This is a genomic window from Burkholderia sp. 9775_39, assembly GCF_015712225.1.
Classification (GTDB): domain Bacteria; phylum Pseudomonadota; class Gammaproteobacteria; order Burkholderiales; family Burkholderiaceae; genus Burkholderia; species Burkholderia cenocepacia.
Map to the genome: position 1 here is coordinate 70079 of NZ_JACCQC010000019.1, position 19932 is coordinate 90010.

General features: G+C 69.2%; 19 protein-coding genes. 8 read left to right on the forward strand and 11 right to left on the reverse strand.

The features are described 5' to 3' along the window. Positions 1 to 192: 192 nt before the first annotated feature. From shiA to H0X90_RS24185, 3 genes are all read left to right on the forward strand, one after another. Entirely contained in the window at positions 193 to 1500 is a 1308-nt protein-coding gene (gene shiA / locus H0X90_RS24175) for a shikimate transporter (RefSeq protein WP_058903117.1), read from the forward strand. Positions 1501 to 1704: 204 nt separating this feature from the next. Next, a complete protein-coding gene (locus tag H0X90_RS24180; protein WP_006485223.1) occupies positions 1705 to 3006 on the forward strand; it encodes a UDP-N-acetylglucosamine 1-carboxyvinyltransferase in 1302 nt (433 codons plus the stop codon). A gap of 349 nt (positions 3007 to 3355) precedes the next feature. Next, a complete protein-coding gene (locus tag H0X90_RS24185) occupies positions 3356 to 3727 on the forward strand; it encodes a DUF4440 domain-containing protein (protein WP_012493332.1) in 372 nt (123 codons plus the stop codon). A 45-nt stretch (positions 3728 to 3772) separates the two neighbouring features. Here H0X90_RS24185 and H0X90_RS24190 read toward each other — a convergent pair whose 3' ends face one another. Beyond that, positions 3773 to 4006, reverse strand: a complete 234-nt coding sequence (locus H0X90_RS24190; protein ID WP_011547707.1) for an AbrB/MazE/SpoVT family DNA-binding domain-containing protein — start codon at positions 4004 to 4006, stop codon at positions 3773 to 3775. Positions 4007 to 4154: 148 nt separating this feature from the next. Between H0X90_RS24190 and H0X90_RS24195 the strand changes: the two genes are divergently transcribed. Further along, positions 4155 to 4928, forward strand: a complete 774-nt coding sequence (locus H0X90_RS24195; RefSeq protein ID WP_006485222.1) for an IclR family transcriptional regulator C-terminal domain-containing protein — start codon at positions 4155 to 4157, stop codon at positions 4926 to 4928. Between the two features lie 18 nt (positions 4929 to 4946). Here H0X90_RS24195 and H0X90_RS24200 read toward each other — a convergent pair whose 3' ends face one another. From H0X90_RS24200 to H0X90_RS24220, 5 genes are all read right to left on the reverse strand, one after another. After that, entirely contained in the window at positions 4947 to 7247 is a 2301-nt protein-coding gene (locus H0X90_RS24200; RefSeq protein WP_069352229.1) for an ATP-dependent DNA helicase, read from the reverse strand. Then, on the reverse strand, positions 7244 to 8938 hold the full coding sequence (locus tag H0X90_RS24205; protein WP_077189131.1) for a VRR-NUC domain-containing protein: 1695 nt from the start codon (positions 8936 to 8938) through the stop codon (positions 7244 to 7246). Before H0X90_RS24205 ends, H0X90_RS24200 begins: the two co-directional genes overlap by 4 nt. Positions 8939 to 9034: 96 nt before the next feature. Then, positions 9035 to 9916 carry a MipA/OmpV family protein gene (locus H0X90_RS24210; protein WP_060266071.1) on the reverse strand — a complete coding sequence of 294 codons (882 nt, stop codon included), beginning with the start codon at positions 9914 to 9916 and terminating at the stop codon, positions 9035 to 9037. 203 nt (positions 9917 to 10119) lie between these two features. Further along, on the reverse strand, positions 10120 to 10431 hold the full coding sequence (locus tag H0X90_RS24215; RefSeq protein ID WP_006479035.1) for a hypothetical protein: 312 nt from the start codon (positions 10429 to 10431) through the stop codon (positions 10120 to 10122). Between the two features lie 315 nt (positions 10432 to 10746). Next, complete coding sequence (locus H0X90_RS24220; protein ID WP_012493330.1) at positions 10747 to 11046, reverse strand: hypothetical protein; 300 nt, start codon at positions 11044 to 11046, stop codon at positions 10747 to 10749. A gap of 134 nt (positions 11047 to 11180) precedes the next feature. On the opposite strand from H0X90_RS24220, the gene H0X90_RS24225 reads away from it, so the two are divergent. The 3 genes from H0X90_RS24225 (at position 11181) to H0X90_RS24235 (ending at position 12801) form a co-directional block, all read left to right on the forward strand. Next, positions 11181 to 11429 (forward strand): hypothetical protein, encoded by a 249-nt coding sequence (locus H0X90_RS24225; RefSeq protein ID WP_006491222.1) that lies wholly within the window; start codon positions 11181 to 11183, stop codon positions 11427 to 11429. 336 nt (positions 11430 to 11765) lie between these two features. Then, positions 11766 to 12197 carry a CBS domain-containing protein gene (locus H0X90_RS24230; RefSeq protein WP_006491217.1) on the forward strand — a complete coding sequence of 144 codons (432 nt, stop codon included), beginning with the start codon at positions 11766 to 11768 and terminating at the stop codon, positions 12195 to 12197. Positions 12198 to 12297: 100 nt separating this feature from the next. After that, positions 12298 to 12801 (forward strand): PRC-barrel domain-containing protein, encoded by a 504-nt coding sequence (locus tag H0X90_RS24235; RefSeq protein ID WP_006494872.1) that lies wholly within the window; start codon positions 12298 to 12300, stop codon positions 12799 to 12801. A 22-nt stretch (positions 12802 to 12823) separates the two neighbouring features. Here H0X90_RS24235 and H0X90_RS24240 read toward each other — a convergent pair whose 3' ends face one another. The 4 genes from H0X90_RS24240 to H0X90_RS24255 form a co-directional block, all read right to left on the reverse strand. Then, entirely contained in the window at positions 12824 to 13450 is a 627-nt protein-coding gene (locus H0X90_RS24240; protein ID WP_006491229.1) for a DUF4142 domain-containing protein, read from the reverse strand. Between the two features lie 49 nt (positions 13451 to 13499). Continuing rightward, on the reverse strand, positions 13500 to 14045 hold the full coding sequence (locus H0X90_RS24245) for a hypothetical protein (RefSeq protein ID WP_006491228.1): 546 nt from the start codon (positions 14043 to 14045) through the stop codon (positions 13500 to 13502). Between the two features lie 79 nt (positions 14046 to 14124). Continuing rightward, positions 14125 to 14535, reverse strand: coding sequence for a BON domain-containing protein (locus tag H0X90_RS24250; RefSeq protein WP_006491223.1), 411 nt, complete (start codon positions 14533 to 14535; stop codon positions 14125 to 14127). 65 nt (positions 14536 to 14600) lie between these two features. Further along, on the reverse strand, positions 14601 to 16583 hold the full coding sequence (locus H0X90_RS24255; protein WP_012493329.1) for an ATP-binding protein: 1983 nt from the start codon (positions 16581 to 16583) through the stop codon (positions 14601 to 14603). A gap of 391 nt (positions 16584 to 16974) precedes the next feature. Between H0X90_RS24255 and H0X90_RS24260 the strand changes: the two genes are divergently transcribed. Then, positions 16975 to 18015, forward strand: coding sequence for a sigma-54-dependent Fis family transcriptional regulator (locus H0X90_RS24260; protein WP_077189187.1), 1041 nt, complete (start codon positions 16975 to 16977; stop codon positions 18013 to 18015). Positions 18016 to 18057: 42 nt separating this feature from the next. On the opposite strand, the gene H0X90_RS24265 is transcribed toward H0X90_RS24260, so the two are convergent. After that, positions 18058 to 19857, reverse strand: a complete 1800-nt coding sequence (locus H0X90_RS24265) for a methyl-accepting chemotaxis protein (protein WP_006491225.1) — start codon at positions 19855 to 19857, stop codon at positions 18058 to 18060. Positions 19858 to 19932 lie beyond the last annotated feature (75 nt).

Here is a 19932-nt window from a genome sequence, read left to right on the forward strand (position 1 = left end):
GCGCCGCCTAGTGCAAACCCGGAAAGCGTTCGATAATCGCACGGACTTGAACGATAATCGCGCACATTGCCCGTTTGGCCAATTGCCGCCGTGTGGCGCGCGCCCTATTCTCCGTTCACCCTTCGACTTCAATGCAGCATCGGACGCGGCGCCGCCACGATTCCACGATGCGCCGTGCCAGGAGACATTGCCATGACCCCCACCTTCGACACCCTCGACGCCGCAGCCGGCGCCCGTGCGCGCAGCCAGGCCCGCAAGGCCGCGATCGGCAGCTTCGTCGGCGCCGTCGTCGACTGGTACGACTTCCTGCTGTACGGGATCGTCGCCGCGCTGGTGTTCAATTCGGAGTTCTTCCCGAAAGTCAGTCCGACGATGGGCACGCTCGCGGCGTTCGCCACCTTCGGCGTCGGCTTCCTGTTCCGGCCGCTCGGCGGCATCGTGTTCGGCCACTACGGCGACCGGCTCGGCCGCAAGCGGATGCTCGTGCTGACCGTGATGCTGATGGGGCTGTCGACGGTCGCGATCGGCCTGCTGCCGGCGTTCTCGACGATCGGCTGGTGGGCGCCCGTGCTGCTGGTGCTGATGCGCGCGATCCAGGGGTTCGCCGTCGGCGGCGAATGGGGCGGCGCGGCGCTGATGGCCGTCGAGAGCGCGCCGAAGCAAAAGAAGGCGTTCTACAGCAGCGGCGTGCAGGTCGGCTACGGCGTCGGGCTCGTGCTGGCCACCGGCATCGTCTCGATCCTGAGCCATACGCTCGGCGAGGCCGCGTTCAAGTCGTGGGGCTGGCGCCTGCCGTTCGTGTTCAGCATCGTGCTGGTGCTGATCGGGCTGTGGGTGCGCAAGAACATGGACGAATCGCAGGAGTTCGTCGAGAAGGTCGAGCATGGCAACCGCAAGCTGCGCCTGCCGGTGCTGGAAGCGCTGACGCGCCACCCGAAGGCGTTCCTGCTGATCGTCGCGCTGCGGCTCGCCGAACTGTTCACGATGTATATCGTCACCGCGTTCGCGCTCAGCTATTCGACGACGAACCTCGGCATGTCGCGCGACCTGTTCCTGAACATCGGCCTGCTGGTCGGCGCGGTGAGCTGCGTGACGATCCCGTGCTTCGCGTGGCTCGCCGACCGCTACGGCCTGCGCCGCATCTACCTGATCGGCGCGCTGATCGGTCTCGCGTCGGCGGTACCGTTCTTCGTCGCACTGGAAGCGCGGTCGATCGCGTGGATCGTCATCTTCTCGATCCTGCTGGCGAACGCGGCGCACGACATGGTCGTGAGCGTCCAGCAGCCGCTGTTTACCGAGCTGTTCGGCGCCGAATACCGCTACAGCGGCGCGGGCGTCGGCTACCAGTTCGCGAGCGTCGTCGGCGGCGGGTTCACGCCGTTCATCGCGGTCGGCCTCGTCAGCGTGGCCGGCGGTTCGTGGCACCTCGTCGCCGGCTATCTCGCGGTCGGCTGCCTGATCTCGCTGGTGGTCGCGGCGCGGATGCGGGCGGCGCAATGACGGTGTGAGCGGATGGCCGGCCCGACGCGCGGCCGGCCATTGCGTCGGGCCGGACGGCATTCGGCCTGCCGTATCTCGGGCGCGACGTCAAACACTGTCAGTTAAGCGCGCCGATTCCCCCTTTTCCCCTCTGAACATTCCACGCCGCGTGCCGACCAATGGCATCATATGGGCCTACGTCAGTCACCGATACGCCCCCATATCATGTCGAATCTCATCGTCCACGGCGGCACTCCGCTGCGCGGGGACATCAAGCCGTCCGCGAACAAGAACGCCGTCCTGCCGATTCTGTGCGCCACCCTGTTGACCGATCAGCCGCTGCGTCTCGTCGGCGTGCCGGACATCACCGACGTGCGCAAGATCCTCGACATCTTCCGCACGCTCGGCAGCGACGTGTCGGTCGATTTCACGACGGGTCTGCTCGAACTCCACCATCGCGACACGAAGTTCGATCCGGCGGTCCACCGGCTGCCCGAGGCGATGCGTTCGTCGATCATGCTGATTCCGCCGCTGCTCGCGCGCTTCGGCGTCGCGCGGCTCGAAAACGACGTGAAGGGCTGCACGCTCGGCGTGCGCGAGATCGATCCGCACGTCGAGGTGTTCGAGCGATTCGGGGCGCACATCGAGCGCACGCCCGATTCGCTGATCGTCCGTACCGACGGCCCGCTGACGGCCAACGATCACTGGCTCGACTACGCATCGGTGACGACCACCGAGAACTTCGCGCTGTGCGCGACGGCCGCCAGCGGCACGTCGACGCTGATGAACGCGGCGTCCGAACCGCACGTGCAGGAGTTCTGCCAGTTCCTCGCGATGATCGGCGTCGCGATCGAAGGCATCGGCACGTCGCGGCTGTGCGTGACGGGCGGCGGCAAGCTCGGCGGCGGCGAGTTCCGCTTCGCCGAGGATTTCCACGAGATCGCGACGTTCCTCGCGCTCGGCGCGATCACGGGCGGCGACATCACGGTGCGCAACTCGTCGCCCGAGCATTTCCCGCTGATCGACCGCACGTTCGCGAAGTTCGGCGTCACCGTCACGCACCGCGACGGCTGGTCGCGCGCGGAACGCGACGGCCCGCTGCGCGTGCGCCGGCCGTTCACGCAGAACATCCTGACCAAGGTCGAAGCCGCGCCGTGGCCGTACCTGCCGGTCGACCTGCTGCCGATCTTCATCGCGCTCGGCGTGCGCGCGGAAGGCAGTGCGATGTTCTGGAACAAGGTCTACGACGGCGCGCTCGGCTGGTCCGGCGAACTGTCGAAGTTCGGCGCGCACGTGCTGTTGTCCGATCCGCACCGGCTGATCACGTTCGGCGGGCTGCAACTGACGCCGGCCCGTGTCGAGAGCCCGTACATCATTCGCGTCGCGATCGCGCTGCTGATGGTGGCCGCGAGCATCGAAGGTCGCTCGGAAATCATGAACGCGCTGCCGATCCGCCGCGCGCATCCGCATTTCGTCGAGAACCTGCGTTCGGTGGGCGCGAACGTCGAGTGGACGAGCAGCGAGTAAGGGCATGACGGATGCGGCGCGCGGAATAGTCGCGTCGCATCCGGTTCCTCGGCTTTTCATGCCGTATCGGCCGCTTCCATGCGCGGCCGCGCAGCGTTCTGCCATCTGTTTACGGCAGCACACTGCGTGCTGCTTCACGCCTCTTTCCCGCAGTCAGCGCCAGCCCGACAATGCGTCATCGGGGCGTCTACTCCCGCGCCCTGCCGGCATTTTCCCGCTCACGGCACAACCAGATTCAGACCTGTCCAATTGCCCAAGCATGAGCCCGGCCATAGGCTGCCTTTCCTGACCCCGGCGGATAGCGCCAAAAAACCGCGCACCCGCGCTCCAGCAGGACAATGCACCGCCTATGGAACCCCGATTCACCCTGGCGCAGATGCGCGACGTCTGGATCGACGCGTATCGTCACGCCGATGTCGAACAGCTCGATTTCGTCGCAAGCCCGAACTTCTTCGTCCTGCACGAAGCTCACATTCGCACGAAAGCGCAATTTCTTGCGCGAATGCGCGTCGTAGCGGCCGAACGTGCATCGAACAGATCGGGTATCGCATATCGGGACGAAACCATGCAAATCGTTACGCGCGGACAACGGGCGACGATAACGGGCATCGGGACGGTACGAATCAACCAGGCAATCGATTCCCGCTTCGATTTCGTCGAGCAGTGGTGCGTGATCGACGCGCGATGGCGCATTGCCTCGCTCCGCCACGAACACAAGTAAGCTGGACCGCGCCGCGGCTGCGTCCCGGCGCTTGAATGAGTCGACTCAATCCGACTCGTTTGCGTCGTTCCGCCTGAACCTGAAATCGCCTGGCAGCTTGCCTCTGAAACGCCTCAACGGCAGGAGAATTGCTTCGGGGCTCGCGTTGCGGCTCTCAGCCAAAGCACCTGCACGGTAAACGACGATTTCGACTTCGTCGCCTTCACGCAGCCCCCACTCATCGACCAGACCGGCCGGAAGGCGCACGGCCAGACTATTCCCCCACTTCGCAACCCGCATACGACCTCCTTGAATAGATGTCGTCGACTCTATATCTGCCGCTATCCAGCGGACAAGGATGGCGGATCGACCGATTTCCCGTTACCCGACCACTCGCGCGATAATCGCCCACTTCTGCGCGAATACCGCGCGCCACCGCTCATCCGCGATGACGAAAAAGCCCGACCTCGACCGACGCGACTGGATTGCCGGCCTCGAAAAAGGCCTGATGATCCTGGAGGCCTTCGACAGCCAGCACGCGCGCATGACGCCCACGCAGGCCGCCGCCCGCACCGGCCTCACGCGCACGGCCGCGCGGCGCTACCTGCTGACGCTGGAATCGCTCGGCTACGTGTACACCGACGGCAAGCTGTACGGCCTCACGCCGCGCGTGCTTCGGGTCGGCTGGTCGTACTTCGATTCGGCGCGGCTGCCGCGCACGGTCCAGCCTTATCTGCAGCAACTGAGCGCGTCGCTGAACGAATCGGCGTACGTCAGCGTGCTCGACGGCTGGGAACTCGTGTTCATCGCCCGCAACGGCGTGTCGCGCGTGATGACGACCGGCTTCGTGCTCGGCGCGCGCGTGCCGGCGCCGTTGACGTCGCCCGGTGTCGTGCTGCTCGCCCATCATCCCGATCGCGAAGCCGTGCGCGCGTGGCTCGACGAGACCGAACTGCCGCCGTTCACGCCGCACACGATCACCAACAAGGCGCGGTTGCTCGAACAGGTCGACCAGGCGCGCGACGCCGGCTACGCGGCGATCGAGCAGCAATTGCAGGTCGGCGTGCGCGGCATCGCGGTGCCGCTGAAGAACCGTCACGGCGAAGTCGTCGCCGCGCTGAGCACCAACATGCCGATCGGCGCGGAAACGACCGACGCGGCCGTGCGGCGCGTGCTGCCGCACCTTCAGGAAGCCGCGCTCGCGATGCTCAACGTGCTGTAGCGACGACCGGCAACGCCGTCACCCGATCCGCCACCACCGCGGCAGCAGATTGCGCACTTCGCGTCGCCGGTAACGGTCGTCGATCAGATGCACGACGCCCTCGTCGTGCTCGGTGCGGATCACGCGTCCGGCCGCCTGCACGACCTTCTGCAGCCCCGGATACAGGTACATGTAGTCGTAGCCGTTGCCGAAGCGCGCGTCCATCGCGCGCCGCATCTGCTCGTTGACGTCGTTGACCTGCGGCAGCCCGAGCGTCGCGATGAACGCGCCGATCAGCCGCTCGCCGACCAGGTCGACGCCTTCCGAGAACGCCCCGCCCAGCACCGCGAAACCGACGCCGCGTCCGCCCGCGTCGAAGCGCGCGAGAAACGCATCGCGCTCGCTTTCGGCCATGCCGGGCGCCTGCGCCCACACGGGGACGTCCGGATGGCGCGTCTGCATCAGCGCGACCACGCGCCCGAGATAGTCGAAGCTGCTCAGGAAGCCGAGATAGTTGCCGGGGCGCGTCGCATATTGCGCGGCGATCAGGTCGGCGATCGGTTCGAGCGAGCGATCGCGGTCGCGCCAGCGGGTCGACACGTGGCTCGCCACGCGCACCGTCAGTTGCTCGGCGCGGAACGGGCCGTCGACGTCGAGCCAGCCCGTATCGCCGGGCAGCCCCAGCGTGTCGCGGTAGAAATGGAACGGGCTCAGCGTGCCGGAGAACAGCACGGTCGCGCGCGCGGCGGCGTAGCGCGGCGCCAGGAAACCGGCCGGGATCACGTTGCGCACGCACAGCGTCGACTGGACGCGGCGCCGGCGGCCGGCGGCCGCGACGCCGTCGAGCACGGGCTGGCGCGGCATCGGTTCGCCGTGCAGCGTCGCGTCGAAGATCGACGCGCTGTCGAACGCTTCGGCCAGCACGCCGAACTGGATTGCTTCGAAGTGAAAGCGCAGCAGCGCGTCGCCGTTCGCGCGCGGCGCGTCGGTCAGGTGTTCGCCGATCGCCGCGACGAGGTTCTGCACGGCCGACACGATCGGGCCCGGCACGTCGGGATAGGCCGCATAGCGTTCGGCCTGCGCACGATTGAGCGTGCCCCACGCGCGGGCGAGCCGGTCGAACGCCTTGCGCAACGCGGCGGGCGCGGCTTCCCGCGCGGCCGCGAACGCGAACGGATCGAGCGACGCGCTGTACATCTTGCGGGCGCGATCGAGCAGGTTGTGCGCTTCGTCGACGAGCACGCCGACGCGCCACTGGTTCTGCTGCGCGAGCGTGTGCAGCATCGCGCTGCCGTCGTAGTAGTAGTTGTAGTCGCCGATCACCATGTCCGACCAGCGCGCGAGTTCCTGTGCCAGGTAGTACGGACAGACGTCGTGCGCGAGCGCCGCGGTGCGCACCGTATCGCGATCGAGCAGTCCGGCCTCGATCGCCGCATCGCGCGCGGCCGGCAGCCGGTCGTAGAAGCCTTTCGCGAGCGGGCACGATTCGCCGTGACACGCGTTGTCCGGATGCTCGCACGCCTTGTCGCGCGCGACGAGTTCCAGCACGCGCAGCGGCAGCGCGGACGTGCCGGCGCCGAGCGTCGTTGCCGCTTCGAGCGCGAGCGCGCGGCCGGGCGTTTTCGCGGTCAGGAAAAACACGTGGTCGAGCTCGCCCTCGCCGCATGCCTTCAGCAGCGGGAACACGGTGCCGAGCGTCTTGCCGATGCCGGTCGGCGCTTGCGCCATCAGGCACTGCTCGTCGCGTGCCGCGCGATAGACGGCCACCGCCAGTTCGCGCTGGCCGCTGCGGAACTGTCCGTGCGGAAACGCGAGCGCACGCAGCGCCGCGTCGCGCGCGGCGCGATGGGCCGTCTCGCGTTCGGCCCAGCCGACGAAGCACGCGCACTGCTCGGCGAAGAACGTCGCGAGCGTGGCGGCATCGAGCGTTTCCGTCAGCACGGTCTCGCGCTCGGACACGATGTCGAAATACACGAGCGCGACGTCGATTTCCGCGAGATCGCGCGCGGCGCACATCAGGTGCGCATAGACCTTCGCCTGCGCCCAGTGCAGCGCGCGATGGTTGGCCGGCATTGCGTCGAGGCTGCCGCGATAGGTCTTGATTTCCTCGAGCCGGTTCGCCACCGGATCGTAGCCGTCCGCGCGGCCGCGCACGGTGAGCGTGCCCCACGTGCCGGTCAGCGCGATTTCGGTTTCGTAGCGCGCGCCGCGCTTCGACGTGACCGCGCCGTGCCCGGCAATGCCTTCGAGCGCGGTCGGCGCGGGCGTGAAGCGCAGGTCGAGATCGCCGCGCCGCGCGGTGAACTCGCACATCGCCCGCACCGCGACGACGTAGCTCATACGGACAACCCCGCCGCCTCGGCGTGCGCAACGCCCTCGCCGGCCCACTCGACGTCGACGACGCGCACCGGCATGCGGTGGGCGATGCAGTACGCGAGCCAGCGCGTCTGGTTGTCCTGCAGCCGGTCGCCCGGGCCCTTCACCTCGATCAGCTCGTAGCGGCGTTCGGCGGGCCAGAAGCGGACGAGATCGGGCAAGCCGGACCGGTTGCTGCGGATATCCGCGAGCAGGCGCGTGAACCACAGCCGCAGGTGTTCGGGCGGCAGGCAGGCGAGCGCTTCGTCGAGCAGCGCGTCCGTCAGCACGCCCCAGAACACGAACGGCGATTGCAGCCCGGCCTTCGTCGCGAAATGCCGGCGGATCGTGTCGCGGTACGCGCCCGAATCGAGCTGCGCGAAGCAGGCATCGAAGGCCGCCGCGCGGCGCACGGCGAAATCGGGCGCGTGCAGGTCGGCCGGGCCGCGCTGGAACGGGTGAAAGAACGCGCCGGGCACGGCCGCGAACACGGGCTCCCAGCACAGCAGCCCGAACAGCGAATTGATCAGCGTGTTTTCGACGTAGTGGACCGGCGACGCCGGCTGCGCGAGGTGGTCGCGCACCGCGAACTCGACGCTGACGAACGCGTCGGGACGCGCGAGCACGAGCGTTTCGCGCGGCACGTCGGCCGCAGCGGCCGCGCGTTCGACGCGCTGGCCGGCGCGACGCTGCAGGCGCGGCAGCATGCGCTCGACGCGCTGCCGCTCCTCGTCACTCTCAAAGCCGCCGCGCGCGTCGAGCGCCAGCGCAAGCGCGTCGTCGTCGCGCCCGCAGCGTTCGAGCACGCGGATGCGCCGGTGCCGGCTGCCGGGCCACGCGCTGCGCGTGTACGCGTCGAGCGCGGCGTCCCAGTCGGCACGGCGTTCGCACGCCTGGCCGAGCGCGAACAGCAGCTTCGCGCGGCGCGTCGCGAGCCACGGTTGCGCGCAGTCGACTGCGTCCAGCGCGCGGATCAGGTCGTCGAACGGCAGATCGTCGGGCCACGCGTCGAGCGCGTCGCGGCCCATCTGCAGCGCGAGATACGCGTCGACGTCGCCGCGCTGCTGGAACGCGCGCGACGACGGCGCGATCGGCACGCTTTCGTACTGGAACACGCCGAGATCGGCGAGCACGAATTCACTCCAGTCCTGATGCAGATTGCCGAAGAACATCAGCCGCAGCCGGTCGCACAGCGCGCCGACCGTCACACGCAGCACGCGGTCGTCGCACTGCGCGCACCACGCGTCGAGCGGTTGCGCGACGTCGTGCGCGGGCCGCAGCCGGTCGAGCCAGTCGGACTTGCGCTCGCCCGCATGCGCGGCGAGCGACGGAAAGATGCGCAGCAGATCGGCCTTGGTCGACAGCGCGAACAGTTCGTCGAGCGTGAGCGCCGGCGCCGGATCGACCCAGCCGAGCGCGACGAGCGGCGCAGCGGCGTCGAGCGGGCAGCCGATCTCGTCGTACACGAGCTTGCTCGCGCGGAAATCGGACCCGTTGCGCATCAGCATCCGCACGAGCAGCGCGCGCGACGCCTGCGGCAGCGTCGCGAACTGCCGGACGAACGCGTGCTCGTGCGCATCGAACAGGTCGTCGTAACGCTCGCCGAGCCAGGTCAGCGCGCGTTCGAAATTGGTCAGGTAGTAAAACGCCGGGGGCGTGGGTGAGGCAGGCGTCACGGGGATCGATCACTGTACATTTGTACAGGTCGCAATCATATCAAATGTGACGGACGATGCCGCACGTGGCATCGCCCTTTCGCTGCCCGCCACGGGTCAGAACTGGTAATTCACCGACATGTCGAACACGCCGTTGGTCGACTGCTGCGTGATCGGGCTGCGCGCCGCGCGGCCGACGAGCTGCTCGATCGCGCCGTCCATCGTCACGAACCAGTGCTTGTTCACGAACCACACCATCGTCACGCCGAGGCCGGCCGACTTGATCCCCGCCCCCGACGAATAGGTGGGCAACCCAGAGCGCGCGGCCGCGCCCGGGTTCACGCCGAACCAGCTGTTCATGTAGCGGGAATCGGCGAACGTCACGGTCGGCCCCGCGAACCAGAAGAAGTGTTCGTTGCTGCCCGGCATCGGCATGTACGCGGAGAAATCGCCGGTCCAGCCGTTCGACCCGCCGATGCTGCGCCGGACGTCCGCGCGCAGCACGAGCGGGAAATCCTTCGACACCACGTAGTCGGCCGCGAGCTTCATCACGGGCGCCGCGTTGATGTTGTCGAGACCGTTCAGGTGGCCGAGATCGTCGGCCGAACGGCGTCCGAGGTCATAGCCGACCGACAGGCTCACGCGCCAGTTCGGCCCGCGCAACACGTTCGCGCCGAGCCCCTCGCCGGTCGACAGGAAGAACAGGTCGCGATAGCGGATGTCGAAGTTCGGGCCGCCCATCACGCGATAGCGGTCGGAGCCCGCATAGCGCGGCTGCAGCGTCATCGCGGCGCCGACGCTCACTTGCCAGGTGGGGATATTCGGATCGAAGAGTTTCTGGAGCGGTACGCCCGCCGTGTATTGCCATTCGCCGAGCGGCGAAGGCGTCTGGGCCGACGCGTCGCGGGTGCCGGCGGCGGCGAGCGCGGCGAAGGCCGACAGGCCGGATACGAACCGGCGTGCGCCGGGGGACAGCAACAGGCGAGCAACAGGGGTCAAGGCGGTCTCCGTCGGTTGCGCGAAACGAACCTGAAGGAAAGCGCGTCGCGCTTCATCGGCCGCAACAGCCGGCGGCCTGCCGCGCGAACGTAGCGTGCGCTGAATTAACGGACATCCTACGCGACACGCGCGCAGACGCAAAGCGCCCGTTGTGCACGGGCACTTTGCCGAAATCCGGCACGAGCCGGCGAATGATTGCGGAATCAGAAACGCTCGACGTGATAGTCGCCGGCGAGCGCGGCCGGACTGCGCGTCGACATCATCCGCGAGAAGCCGTCGGCGAGCCGGCCGAGCGCGAGTTGCTTCTGGCTCGCGTCCCAGTGCGTGTAGGTGTCATACGCGGCATCGTCGAACGAAACGGTGACGGCGACCGGGCGGCCGCTGGCGCGAAAGCCGATCTGCAGCACGCCGCCCGGCAGTTCCTCGATGTGATAGTGCAGCGAACGCGATTCGAAATAGCGGCCCAGTACCTGAGCGATCGCGCGCTTGTCTGGCGATTGCACGTGAATGTCCATGTCGGTCCTCCTTTTCAAGGTTCGCGCGGCCGCTCGCGGCGCATGGCCTCCGCCCGGCATCCGCATCGGCGGCGGGTTCGACGGCGGATCGCCCTGCGGCAGCCCGTCGGGCACGGGCGGATCGACCGGGTCGTCGTGTCCGGGCGGTGGCGGATCCGGATCGACGTCGGGTGTCGTCGGTTCGGGGCGATGCAGCATGGATGGCGTGTTCATGTCACTCCCGCGCGACGGCGCGCGCATCTCGATGGCGAGGCGAGCGCCCGCAAGCACCGTGCCTGCTCTCGCGCCGCGGCCATCGGGCGTTTGGTTCATCGGTCATTCGTCGTAAGCCGCCATGACGAGCCACATCGTGCGCCCCTCGGCGCTCAGTTGCACGGCGAGCGCGAACGGATCGGACGGCTCGCATCGCGCGATGAGCGCCTGCTGCGCGCGCTCCGGGCCGTCGTAGACGGTGTCGTTCAGTGCGCGTACCTCGTCCTTGCCGTCGAACATGCGGCGCTCCGGCCGATAGACCAGCGATTCGCGTTTCCACGTCGCGAAGCGTTCGCGCACGTGGCCGAAGTCGCCGCCGCAGACGTTCGCGTCGTAACGTATCCTTTCCCTGGCTGCATTCATCACGATGTCCTCTCGTCCATACCGGACGCGTGCGCGTCGTATCCGCATGCCCGGCCCTCGCCGGCTTGCAAGCGCCGTGCCGCGGACACCGCGGGTACGGCGCTTGCGCCTTCTCATCGACAAGGAGGTTGACCATGACCGTTCACGCCCCCGGCCGCCGCGACGCCGTGTCACCGGCTGCCGGACTGCTCCGGCTCGCCACGTCGCGCCCGCCGTCCGAAGACAAGACGGAGGAGCGCATCGACGAAGGGCTCGAGGAGACGTTCCCGGCCAGCGATCCGCCCGCCGTCGGCGGTGCGACGCGTATCGACCCCGCCAAGCCGTCCGGCGAGCACGAACGTCGCGCGCCGCACGTCCCTTCCCCGCCCCGCGATCACGGCTGACGGCGGCACCCGGCGCGCGGTGCATGGCAGCAGCGGCGCACCGGCGAAATCAGGAGCGATCCGATGAAAGTCCTTGAACGCAGATGGCATGAAATCAGCGGCGCGGCCGGCGTCGCGGCGCTCGCCGCGATCGAAAGCGCGGTGGTGCTGGCAATCGTCACGGTGACGGGTATCGGTCACTGACGTCCCGCACCGACCGGCCGCGGCGCCGCCGTGGAAGATGTACAAGCGCGGTGGCAAATTTCTCCGTCGCCCGGCCGCCCAGGCCCGGCGTGCGCGCCGTGCGCGCGGCACGCGACCTGCTCCCGTATCGTTCCGATCACGAAGGAGGCGTTCATGTATCGCGTCAACGAGATCATGTCGCGCGACGTAGTGTGCGTCGCGCCGACCGACACGATCCGCCATGCGGCCGAATTGATGCAGCGCTTCGATATCGGCGTGCTGCCCGTGTGCGACGGCACCGAACTCGTCGCGATCGTGACCGACCGCGACCTCGCGGTGCGGGCGCTGTCGCACGGTCATTCGCCCGATACGCCGGTTCAGGCGGTCGCGTCCCGGCCGGTGCAGTGGTGCGTCGAGGACGATGGCGTCGGCGACGTCCAGCAGCGGATGGCCGACGTGCAGTTGCACCGGTTGCCGGTGCTCGACCGCAGCCTGAAGCTGGTCGGCATGGTGTCGCTCGGCGACATCGCGACGCGCGCCGGCGGTCCGGCGCGCGACGAGCTGGCCAATACGCTCGAGGACGTATCGCTGCCGCGCCGCCGTTGATCGGCGTCCCTCATCACCTCGCGGCCCGTTCTCCCGGCGCATTGCCCGCGCGGCGAATTCGCATGCGCACCGGGTTGCCGCTACGATCAGGAGGTTTTCGATGACAACGGACAAACCGTCGCGCGACCCCGCGCGCATCGTCGGCACCCGTCCGCGCACGGCCGTCGGCGGACCGGGGCCCGACGTGATGGCCGCCCGCACGTTCGAAGGCGATCGCGTGCTGACGATGGATGGCGACGACGTCGGCAAGCTCACCCACATCATGCTCGACGTGCGCGCCGGGCGGGTCGCGTATGCGGTCGTGTCGTCGGGCGGCCTGCTCGGGTTCGGCGACAAGCTGCTCGCGGTGCCGTGGAACGCGCTCGTCCTCGATGCCGAGCGCGAGTGTTTCGTGCTGCCGGTCAACACCGAACGCGTGCGCGAGGCGCCCGGTTTCGACAAGAGCCGGTGGCCCGCGATGGCGGACCCGGAATGGGCCGAAGCACTGCATGCGTACTACGGCCGCTCGCCGTACTGGCTGATCGAGGAAGGCGAAACGGCGCTCGATTCGCCGCCGTACGAGGCGTCGCCGGGCGGCCCCGAGGACGGCACGCGGCAGCACTGACGCCTGGCCGCCGGAAAGCCGATCACTGCGCGGCGGCCACCGTCTTCGCGAGTTGCCGCGCGGCACTCAGGTGCGCGTTCAGCGTCGGCAGCGTGCGGGCCGCGAATGCGCGAAGCTGCGGATCGCGGCCCTCTTTCGCCTCGGTTTCGTAAAGCCGGACCGCCGCTTCGTGCGCGCGGGGCCCGGCCAGCGCCACGTACGCGGCATCGAACGCGCGCCCGTCCTTCGCCCGCAATGCCGTTACCTCTGGATCGACGAGCATGCGCGTCTGCACCGGCACGCCCTTTTGCGCACCGATATGCCGCAATTCGTCCGCGATACGCGCGTGATCGTCGACCATCCTGCGGGCGAACGCCTTCACGTCCGCGTTCGACGAGCGGTCGAGCGCGAGCTGGCCGGCCTGCCGTTCCACCTTGCCGATCATGCCCGCCTTGTCGACGAATTCGGCATCGATACCGATCGGTCGTTGGGTCAGGCCAGCCTCGTCGGCGGTCGGGCCGGGGCGGATGACGCCGGGCGCGACCTGCGCGGATGACGCGGGCGGCGCCTGCGCGTGCGACAGCGCGGATGTCAGGATACTGACGGCGGCCGTCAGCACGATGGCCATCGGCCGCCGCGTGCCGGGTTTCATTCGGTGGAGTGTCGTCATCCGGGCCTCCGTGTCGGGCGACGGAGCGGGCCGGCCGCCCGGTTTGCCGTCACGCGGGACGATGGGCCGACGTGAAGAAATCGGTCCACGCGCCGTTGTGCCACGCGCCCTCGGTACGCTCGACCGACAGCGCGCCGGCCGCGAGCATCGTCCGCTCGGCGAACGTGATCGTGCGCCGCGTCACGTGCGCGGCCAGCACGACGCCGTTCTCGCATTGCTTGAGCGCGCCATGCCCCTCCGGCGCATCGCCGCGCATCCGGCCGAGCGCGCCGCACAACGCGCCGACATAGCCGCCGACGAGCGGCACCCCGATCCACGCGAGCGGCGAATGAAGCCCGACCAGATAGAGCAGCGCGGCCCCGGCGAGCCCGACGACCGCACCGATGGCCACGCCTTCCAGCGCGCCGAGGCCGCCCGGCCGCGCGGCGGAGTCCGCATAGACGTCGCCGCCGAGCCAGAACAGCGCGTGCTGTCCGGGCGGATTGAGAAAGAAGACCTTCACGTCGTCCCGATGCATGGCGTGGCCGCGCAACTGTTCCGCGCAGCGTTCCGCCTGTTCGAGCCGCGAGAAACGGCCCGCGATGATGGTGTCCATGTCGAACCTCCTGCCCGGTGACGCGCAGGGCCGCGGGCGTGCGACGCCCGGTCGGCCCGGCGCTGGCCCGCGCATCACGTTACTTCCGGCGGATCTGCAGCTTGTCGCGCACGCCGCTCACGCCGTCGACGTCGTGCGCGACGCGGATCGCGGTCGCGCGTTGCCGCTCGTCGGGCACGTTGCCCGTCAGTTCGACCACGCGATCGTGAACCTGCACGTCGATGTCCGCGGAAGCCAGCCCGCGTTCGGCGACGAGCGCGGCCCGGACGCGGGACGCGAGCGTCGCATCGCGGATCTGGCCCCCGACGGCCGACGCCTGGCTCGCGAGCTTCGCACGCGTGCCCTCCTCGGCGGCTGCGTGGCGGGGTGTCGCGATCCATGCACACGACAGCATCAGTATGCTCGCGATCGGCACGACCGGCGTCCTGCGTCGGCCGCGTGCAGGCCGGCGGCAGCCGCCGTCGCGCCGCATGCTTTCCGTTGCGTCCATCGCGTCTCCTTTTCGTATGCGGCCGAGTGGCCAGGGGGCCGGCCGGCCGGGCCGCGTGCTCGCCGCTATCGGTCGCGCGGCTTCCCGTCGCCGGCGTCGTCCGGTACGACGTCGACGATCACGCTCGCGAGCGTCGGCATGTCGACCGGCTTGCACAGATACGCATCGAACCCGGCGGCCATCACGCGACGCCGGTCGGCCGTGCCGGCGTGCGCGGTCACCGCCACGACCGGCAGATGCCCGCCGCCGTTCGGCAAATGCCGGATCTGGTCGAGCAGCCAGTAGCCGTCGCCGTCCGGCATCGCGAGATCCGACAGCACGACGCTCGGCTGCTGCCGCTCCACCGCCGCGAGCGCATCGTGCCCCGAACGCGCGGTCGATACCTGTGCGCCCATCGTCTTGAGCGCCGCCGCGAGGCTGGTCCGCGACGTTGCGTCGTCGTCGACCACCAGCACGCGCTGGCCGTCGAGCGCGACCGTATCGGGAGCGCCTCGCGCGCGCGACGTCTGCCCCACCGGATCGTCGGCGTCCCAGCCGGCCGGCAGCGTCACCGTGACGGTCGTTCCGCGCCCGGCGCCCGCGCTCGTCGCGACGACCTCGCCGCCGTGCAGCTGCGCGATATTGCGCACGATCGACAGGCCGAGCCCGAGGCCGCGCTTGGGCGACGTGAACGCGCCTTCCGGCCGGCTGAACGTCTCGAACAGATGCGGCAGGCGTTCCGGTGCAATGCCTTGTCCGGTGTCGGAGACCGACAGCCGCACGCGTTCGCCCGCGCGCGTCAGCGAAACGTTGATGCGGCCACCCGGCGGCGTGAACTTGATCGCATTCGACAGCAGGTTGGACAGGACCTGACGCAGGCGTTCGCCGTCCGCCGGAATCACGCAGGCGGGCATCGCGTATTCCGTCGACAGCACGAGCCCGTTCGCCTGCGCGGTCGCGTCGAGTTCACGCGCGGCGTCGCGCACGATCCGCACGAGATCGACCGGCACGCGCTCGAGGCGCAGCCGGCCGGTCGCGAGCGACGATGCGTCGAGCAGGTCGGCGACCATGTGCGACAACGACCGTGCGCTGCGATCGATCGCGGCGACCGCCTGCTGCACGAAACCCGGCCCGTCGGCATTGCGCAGTACCTCGACCCAGCCGTAGATCACGTTCAGCGGCGTGCGCAGTTCGTGCGACACCGTCGCCAGCAGCTCGTCCTTCAGCCGGTTCGACGCGTCGGCCTGTACGCGCGCGTCGCGGGCGCCGCGCAGCGAACGGAGGTGGTGGCGTTCGTCGCGGCGGCGTTCGCCCGCTTCGCGCAGCGTCAATGACAGGCCCGTGCAGTTGCCCTGCGCGTCGACGATCGGCGACGCGGCGAACGTAGCGCGAAAACGGCCGCCGTCAGGGCGCACGCACAGTACGTCGAGCGGCCCGACCGGCGCGCGCAGGTCCGCGAACGATGCGGGCACCGGATGCCGGCGCAACCAGCGCGGCGCGATCATCGTGACGATGTCCCGTCCGTTCGCCTGGGTCGTATCGATGCCGAAGATGCTTGCCGCGGCCGGATTCCAGCTGGTGATCCGGCGCGCGGCGTCGGTCCCGACGATGGCATCGGGCGACGCGTCGACCACGCGGCGCAGCAGCCCGTCGTCGGGCGCAGCCGCGACGGACGACGGCTCGAGGTGCGGCGGGTACGAGCCGCCGTCGTCGTCATCGATCTCGCGCAGACGATCGTTCGCGAGCAGCGGCTTCACGGCCGTCACCAGCACGCATTCGACGAAACTGATCGCGACGAACGCGCCGGCTTGCGCCAGCAGCGTCGCCAGCGGCGCGTCGCGCCACCACAATGCGCCGATCACGCCGACGCTCGCGGCGGTCGCGACGAGTCCGCCGGCGAACGACGTCAGCCATGCGGCAGCCGCCACGCCTGCGTAGAAAGGCAGCGGCGCAAAGGGCGCGTGCTGGCCGACAGCCCGAATCGCCCACGCCTGCAGCGCGGACGCCAGCCCGACGGCCAGCACGACCCATGCACCCTGCCGCAACACCTCACGGGTCAGAGTCCTCATTGCATCCTTGCATCGCACCGGCTGCCGTCGTGCGGGGCATGCCGCCAGTCGGCCATCCGGCATGCCGTCGAACGCGCCGGGCGAGCGTGAACGCGTCAGCAAACGGCGTGCCTGGCCGGGGCTGGCAGTCGGGTTCGCGGCAACGGCAGGCGGGACCGTGCGCCCGCTCGGGGCCGTGGCCGATCAGGTCGTCGCCGATCTCACGGCGCGCGCGGGCGCACCGTGCGGCCGGCCACTTTTTTCATCGACTTCCTGTAAAAAAGCGCCGGTAGCGACCGGATGGAGCGTCGCGCGCCGAATGCGCGGAAAACCGATGGGAGATTCCTTTCGTGCCGCTCGCCCGCATTGGAAATTCCTATTCAGCGGCACCTTCGTGGTCGTTTCGCTGTCGATGATAAATATTGCAATCAACGGGATGCGTGATGCCGTTTTTCAAAACGGCCCGCGAACGCCTATGGGTGAATCCGCCAACCGGACGAAGCAGCGCGCAGACGACCGCCGGCTGTCCGGCCGGTCCGCCGCGATGCGCACGCTGCTCGGCCGTATCGAGAAAATCGCGCCGACCCGCGCGAGCGTGATGATTGCCGGCGAAAGCGGGGTCGGCAAGGATATCGTCGCGCGCCGGCTGCACGATCTGAGCGCCCGGCGCGACGGCCCGTTCGTGCCGATGAACTGCGGCGCGATTCCGCCTGACCTGGCCGAGGCGCAATTGTTCGGGCACGAGAAAGGCAGCTTTACCGGCGCGGTCACGCAGCGTGAAGGGTTCTTCGAAGCCGCGCGCGGCGGCACGCTGCTGCTCGACGAGATCGCGGAGATGCCCGCGGCGCTGCAGGTGAAGCTGCTGCGGGCGATCGAGTCGAACACGATCGTGCGGGTGGGCGGCACCGAATCGATTCCGCTCGACGTGCGGTTCGTGTCGGCCACCCGCCACAATCCGGCCGACGCCGTGCGCGACGGCCGGTTGCGCGAGGACCTGTTCTACCGGCTCGCCGCGTTCGCGATCTACGTGCCGCCGCTGCGCCAGCGCGACGGCGACGTCGAGACGATCGCGCAGGAATTCGTCGACACGCTGAACGCGCGGCATCGCTCGCACAAGCGGCTGACCGACGCGGCGATCGCCGCGTTGCGCGCGTATTCGTGGCCCGGCAACGTGCGCGAGCTGCACAACACGATCGAGCGCGCGTACATCCTGTCGGACGAAGGCATCGAGGTCGCGCTGCCGAAGCAGCCGGTGCCGGCCGTCGACAGCACGTCGGAAGGCGCGATGGCGCTGCCGCTCGGCGCGACGCTGCACCACGCGCAGCAACGCTTCATCGCGGCGACGCTGCGTCACTTCGACGGCAACAAGCCGCGCGCGGCCAAGGCCCTCGGCATCAGCCTGAAGACGCTCTACAACCGGCTCGCGCTGATGCGCGACCAGGACGGTTCGTGAGCGGCGCGGCCCGCGAGCCGCGGGCCGCGAGCCGCCGCTGCGTCAGGCGACCTTGAACTGGCCGACCGTCGTCGCCAGCGCGTTCGCCTGCGACTGCAGCGCGGTGGCCGCCGCGGTCGACTGTTCGACGAGCGCCGCGTTCTGCTGCACCATTTCGTCGAGCTGCGTGACCGCGCGGTTCACTTCCTGGATGCCGCGCGTCTGCTCGTTCGCCGCGTGCGTGATCTCGGAGATGATGGTCGTCACGTTCGACACGTTGGACACGATCTCGCGCATCGTGTCGCCGGCCTGGCGTACCTGGCCGGACCCGGCCGACACGCTCGCGACCGTCGATTCGACCAGCACCTTCACTTCGCGCGCGGCTTGCGCGCTGCGTTGCGCGAGGCTGCGCACTTCCTGTGCGACGACCGCGAAGCCGCGGCCCTGTTCGCCCGCGCGGGCCGCTTCGACGGCCGCGTTCAGCGCGAGGATGTTGGTCTGGAACGCGATCCCGTCGATCACGCCGATGATGTCGCCGATCCGGCCCGACGCCTCCTCGATCTTCCCCATCGTCGCGACCACGTCCGACACGACCACGCCGCCGTGCGACGCGATCCGCGACGCGGCCGCCGCGCGTTCGTCGGCCTGGCTCGCGGCGGCGGCCGACTGACCGACGGTCGCGGTGATCTCTTCCATCGACGCGGCGGTTTGCTCGAGGCTTGCCGCCGCCGATTCGGTCCGCGACGACAGGTCCTGGTTGCCCGCCGCGATCTCGTTCGCGGCCGTGCGCACCGATTCGCTGGCGTCGCGGATCTGGCGCATCACGTGGTTCAGCTTGTCGACGAAGCTGTTGAACGAGCGCGCGATGTCGGCGACTTCGTCGCGGCCGTCGGCCGGCAGGCGCTGCGTCAGGTCGCCGGCGCCCGAGCCGATCGCGGCCATCGCCTGGCGCACCTGCGACAGGCGGCGGAACGCGGTCGCGGTGATCGCGCCGATGATCAGCGACGCCACGCCGACGATCACGATCAGCGTGATCAGCGACGCGGTCAGCAGCGAACGCATCCCGGCCGTCGCTTCGGTCTTGTCGAGCAGCACCAGCGCGTACCAGTCGGTGCCCGGCACCGGTTTCGCGCGCACCAGCTTCGCGTCGCCGCCGACGCCGACCTCGACCGGCGCATTCGCCGCCGCGATCGACGCCACGCCCAGCGAGCCGAGTTCGGGCGAGACGTCGGCGACCGGCTTCAGCGTGAGCTTCGCGTCCGGGTGCGCGACCACGTGGCCGCTGCTGTCGATCAGCATCCCGAAGCTCGCCGGCGTCGGGCGGATCGACTTGACGTTGGCGATCACGCTGTCCATCGACACGTCCGCGGCGACGACGCCCTTCAGCGCGCCGTCGCGCAGGATCGGCACCGCGAACGTGACGACGAGGTTGCCGGTGCCGGCATCGACGTACGGCGGCGTGACGACCGGCTTGCCGGCCTGCGCGGCCTGCTTGTACCACGGGCGGCCAGTCGGGTCGTAGTCGGGCGGGATGCCGGTCGGGTCGGAGAAGTGGAACGCCTTGTCGGCGTAGCCGGCGTAGACGTTGGTGAAGCCGCCGGCCGCGGCCATCTGCTTGAACACCGGCAGCGGATCGGGGGTCAGCGCGGCATCCTGCAGCGACGCGATCATCCGGCTGCGGGTCGCGACCCAGTCGGCGATCCCGACCACGTGACCGCTGGCGACGGAGGTCAGGTTGCGGTCGATCGCGTCGTCGTTGTACGAGCGTGCGATGAAATAGTTGATCAGGGTCGTGGCGACGAGCGCGAATACGACAATGGCGACGCACGCGGCGAGAATGCGGGCGCGAATGGACGAGAACATGGCAACGACTCGGTAAGGGAGCGCGAACGCCCGGTGGACGAATTCACCGGGTAAACGGCAATCGCGCCGCTTACT

Bases quoted from the DNA above. Each gene is read 5' to 3' on its own strand.
- shiA (WP_058903117.1), top strand. From the start codon at position 193: ATGACCCCCACCTTCGACACCCTCGACGCCGCAGCCGGCGCCCGTGCG.
- H0X90_RS24180 (WP_006485223.1), top strand. From the start codon at position 1,705: ATGTCGAATCTCATCGTCCACGGCGGCACTCCGCTGCGCGGGGACATC.
- H0X90_RS24185 (WP_012493332.1), top strand. From the start codon at position 3,356: ATGGAACCCCGATTCACCCTGGCGCAGATGCGCGACGTCTGGATCGAC.
- H0X90_RS24190 (WP_011547707.1), bottom strand. From the start codon at position 4,006: ATGCGGGTTGCGAAGTGGGGGAATAGTCTGGCCGTGCGCCTTCCGGCC.
- H0X90_RS24195 (WP_006485222.1), top strand. From the start codon at position 4,155: ATGACGAAAAAGCCCGACCTCGACCGACGCGACTGGATTGCCGGCCTC.
- H0X90_RS24200 (WP_069352229.1), bottom strand. From the start codon at position 7,247: ATGAGCTACGTCGTCGCGGTGCGGGCGATGTGCGAGTTCACCGCGCGG.
- H0X90_RS24215 (WP_006479035.1), bottom strand. From the start codon at position 10,431: ATGGACATTCACGTGCAATCGCCAGACAAGCGCGCGATCGCTCAGGTA.
- H0X90_RS24220 (WP_012493330.1), bottom strand. From the start codon at position 11,046: ATGAATGCAGCCAGGGAAAGGATACGTTACGACGCGAACGTCTGCGGC.
- H0X90_RS24225 (WP_006491222.1), top strand. From the start codon at position 11,181: ATGACCGTTCACGCCCCCGGCCGCCGCGACGCCGTGTCACCGGCTGCC.
- H0X90_RS24230 (WP_006491217.1), top strand. From the start codon at position 11,766: ATGTATCGCGTCAACGAGATCATGTCGCGCGACGTAGTGTGCGTCGCG.
- H0X90_RS24235 (WP_006494872.1), top strand. From the start codon at position 12,298: ATGACAACGGACAAACCGTCGCGCGACCCCGCGCGCATCGTCGGCACC.
- H0X90_RS24240 (WP_006491229.1), bottom strand. From the start codon at position 13,450: ATGACGACACTCCACCGAATGAAACCCGGCACGCGGCGGCCGATGGCC.
- H0X90_RS24245 (WP_006491228.1), bottom strand. From the start codon at position 14,045: ATGGACACCATCATCGCGGGCCGTTTCTCGCGGCTCGAACAGGCGGAA.
- H0X90_RS24250 (WP_006491223.1), bottom strand. From the start codon at position 14,535: ATGGACGCAACGGAAAGCATGCGGCGCGACGGCGGCTGCCGCCGGCCT.
- H0X90_RS24255 (WP_012493329.1), bottom strand. From the start codon at position 16,583: ATGAGGACTCTGACCCGTGAGGTGTTGCGGCAGGGTGCATGGGTCGTG.
- H0X90_RS24260 (WP_077189187.1), top strand. From the start codon at position 16,975: ATGATAAATATTGCAATCAACGGGATGCGTGATGCCGTTTTTCAAAAC.
- H0X90_RS24265 (WP_006491225.1), bottom strand. From the start codon at position 19,857: ATGTTCTCGTCCATTCGCGCCCGCATTCTCGCCGCGTGCGTCGCCATT.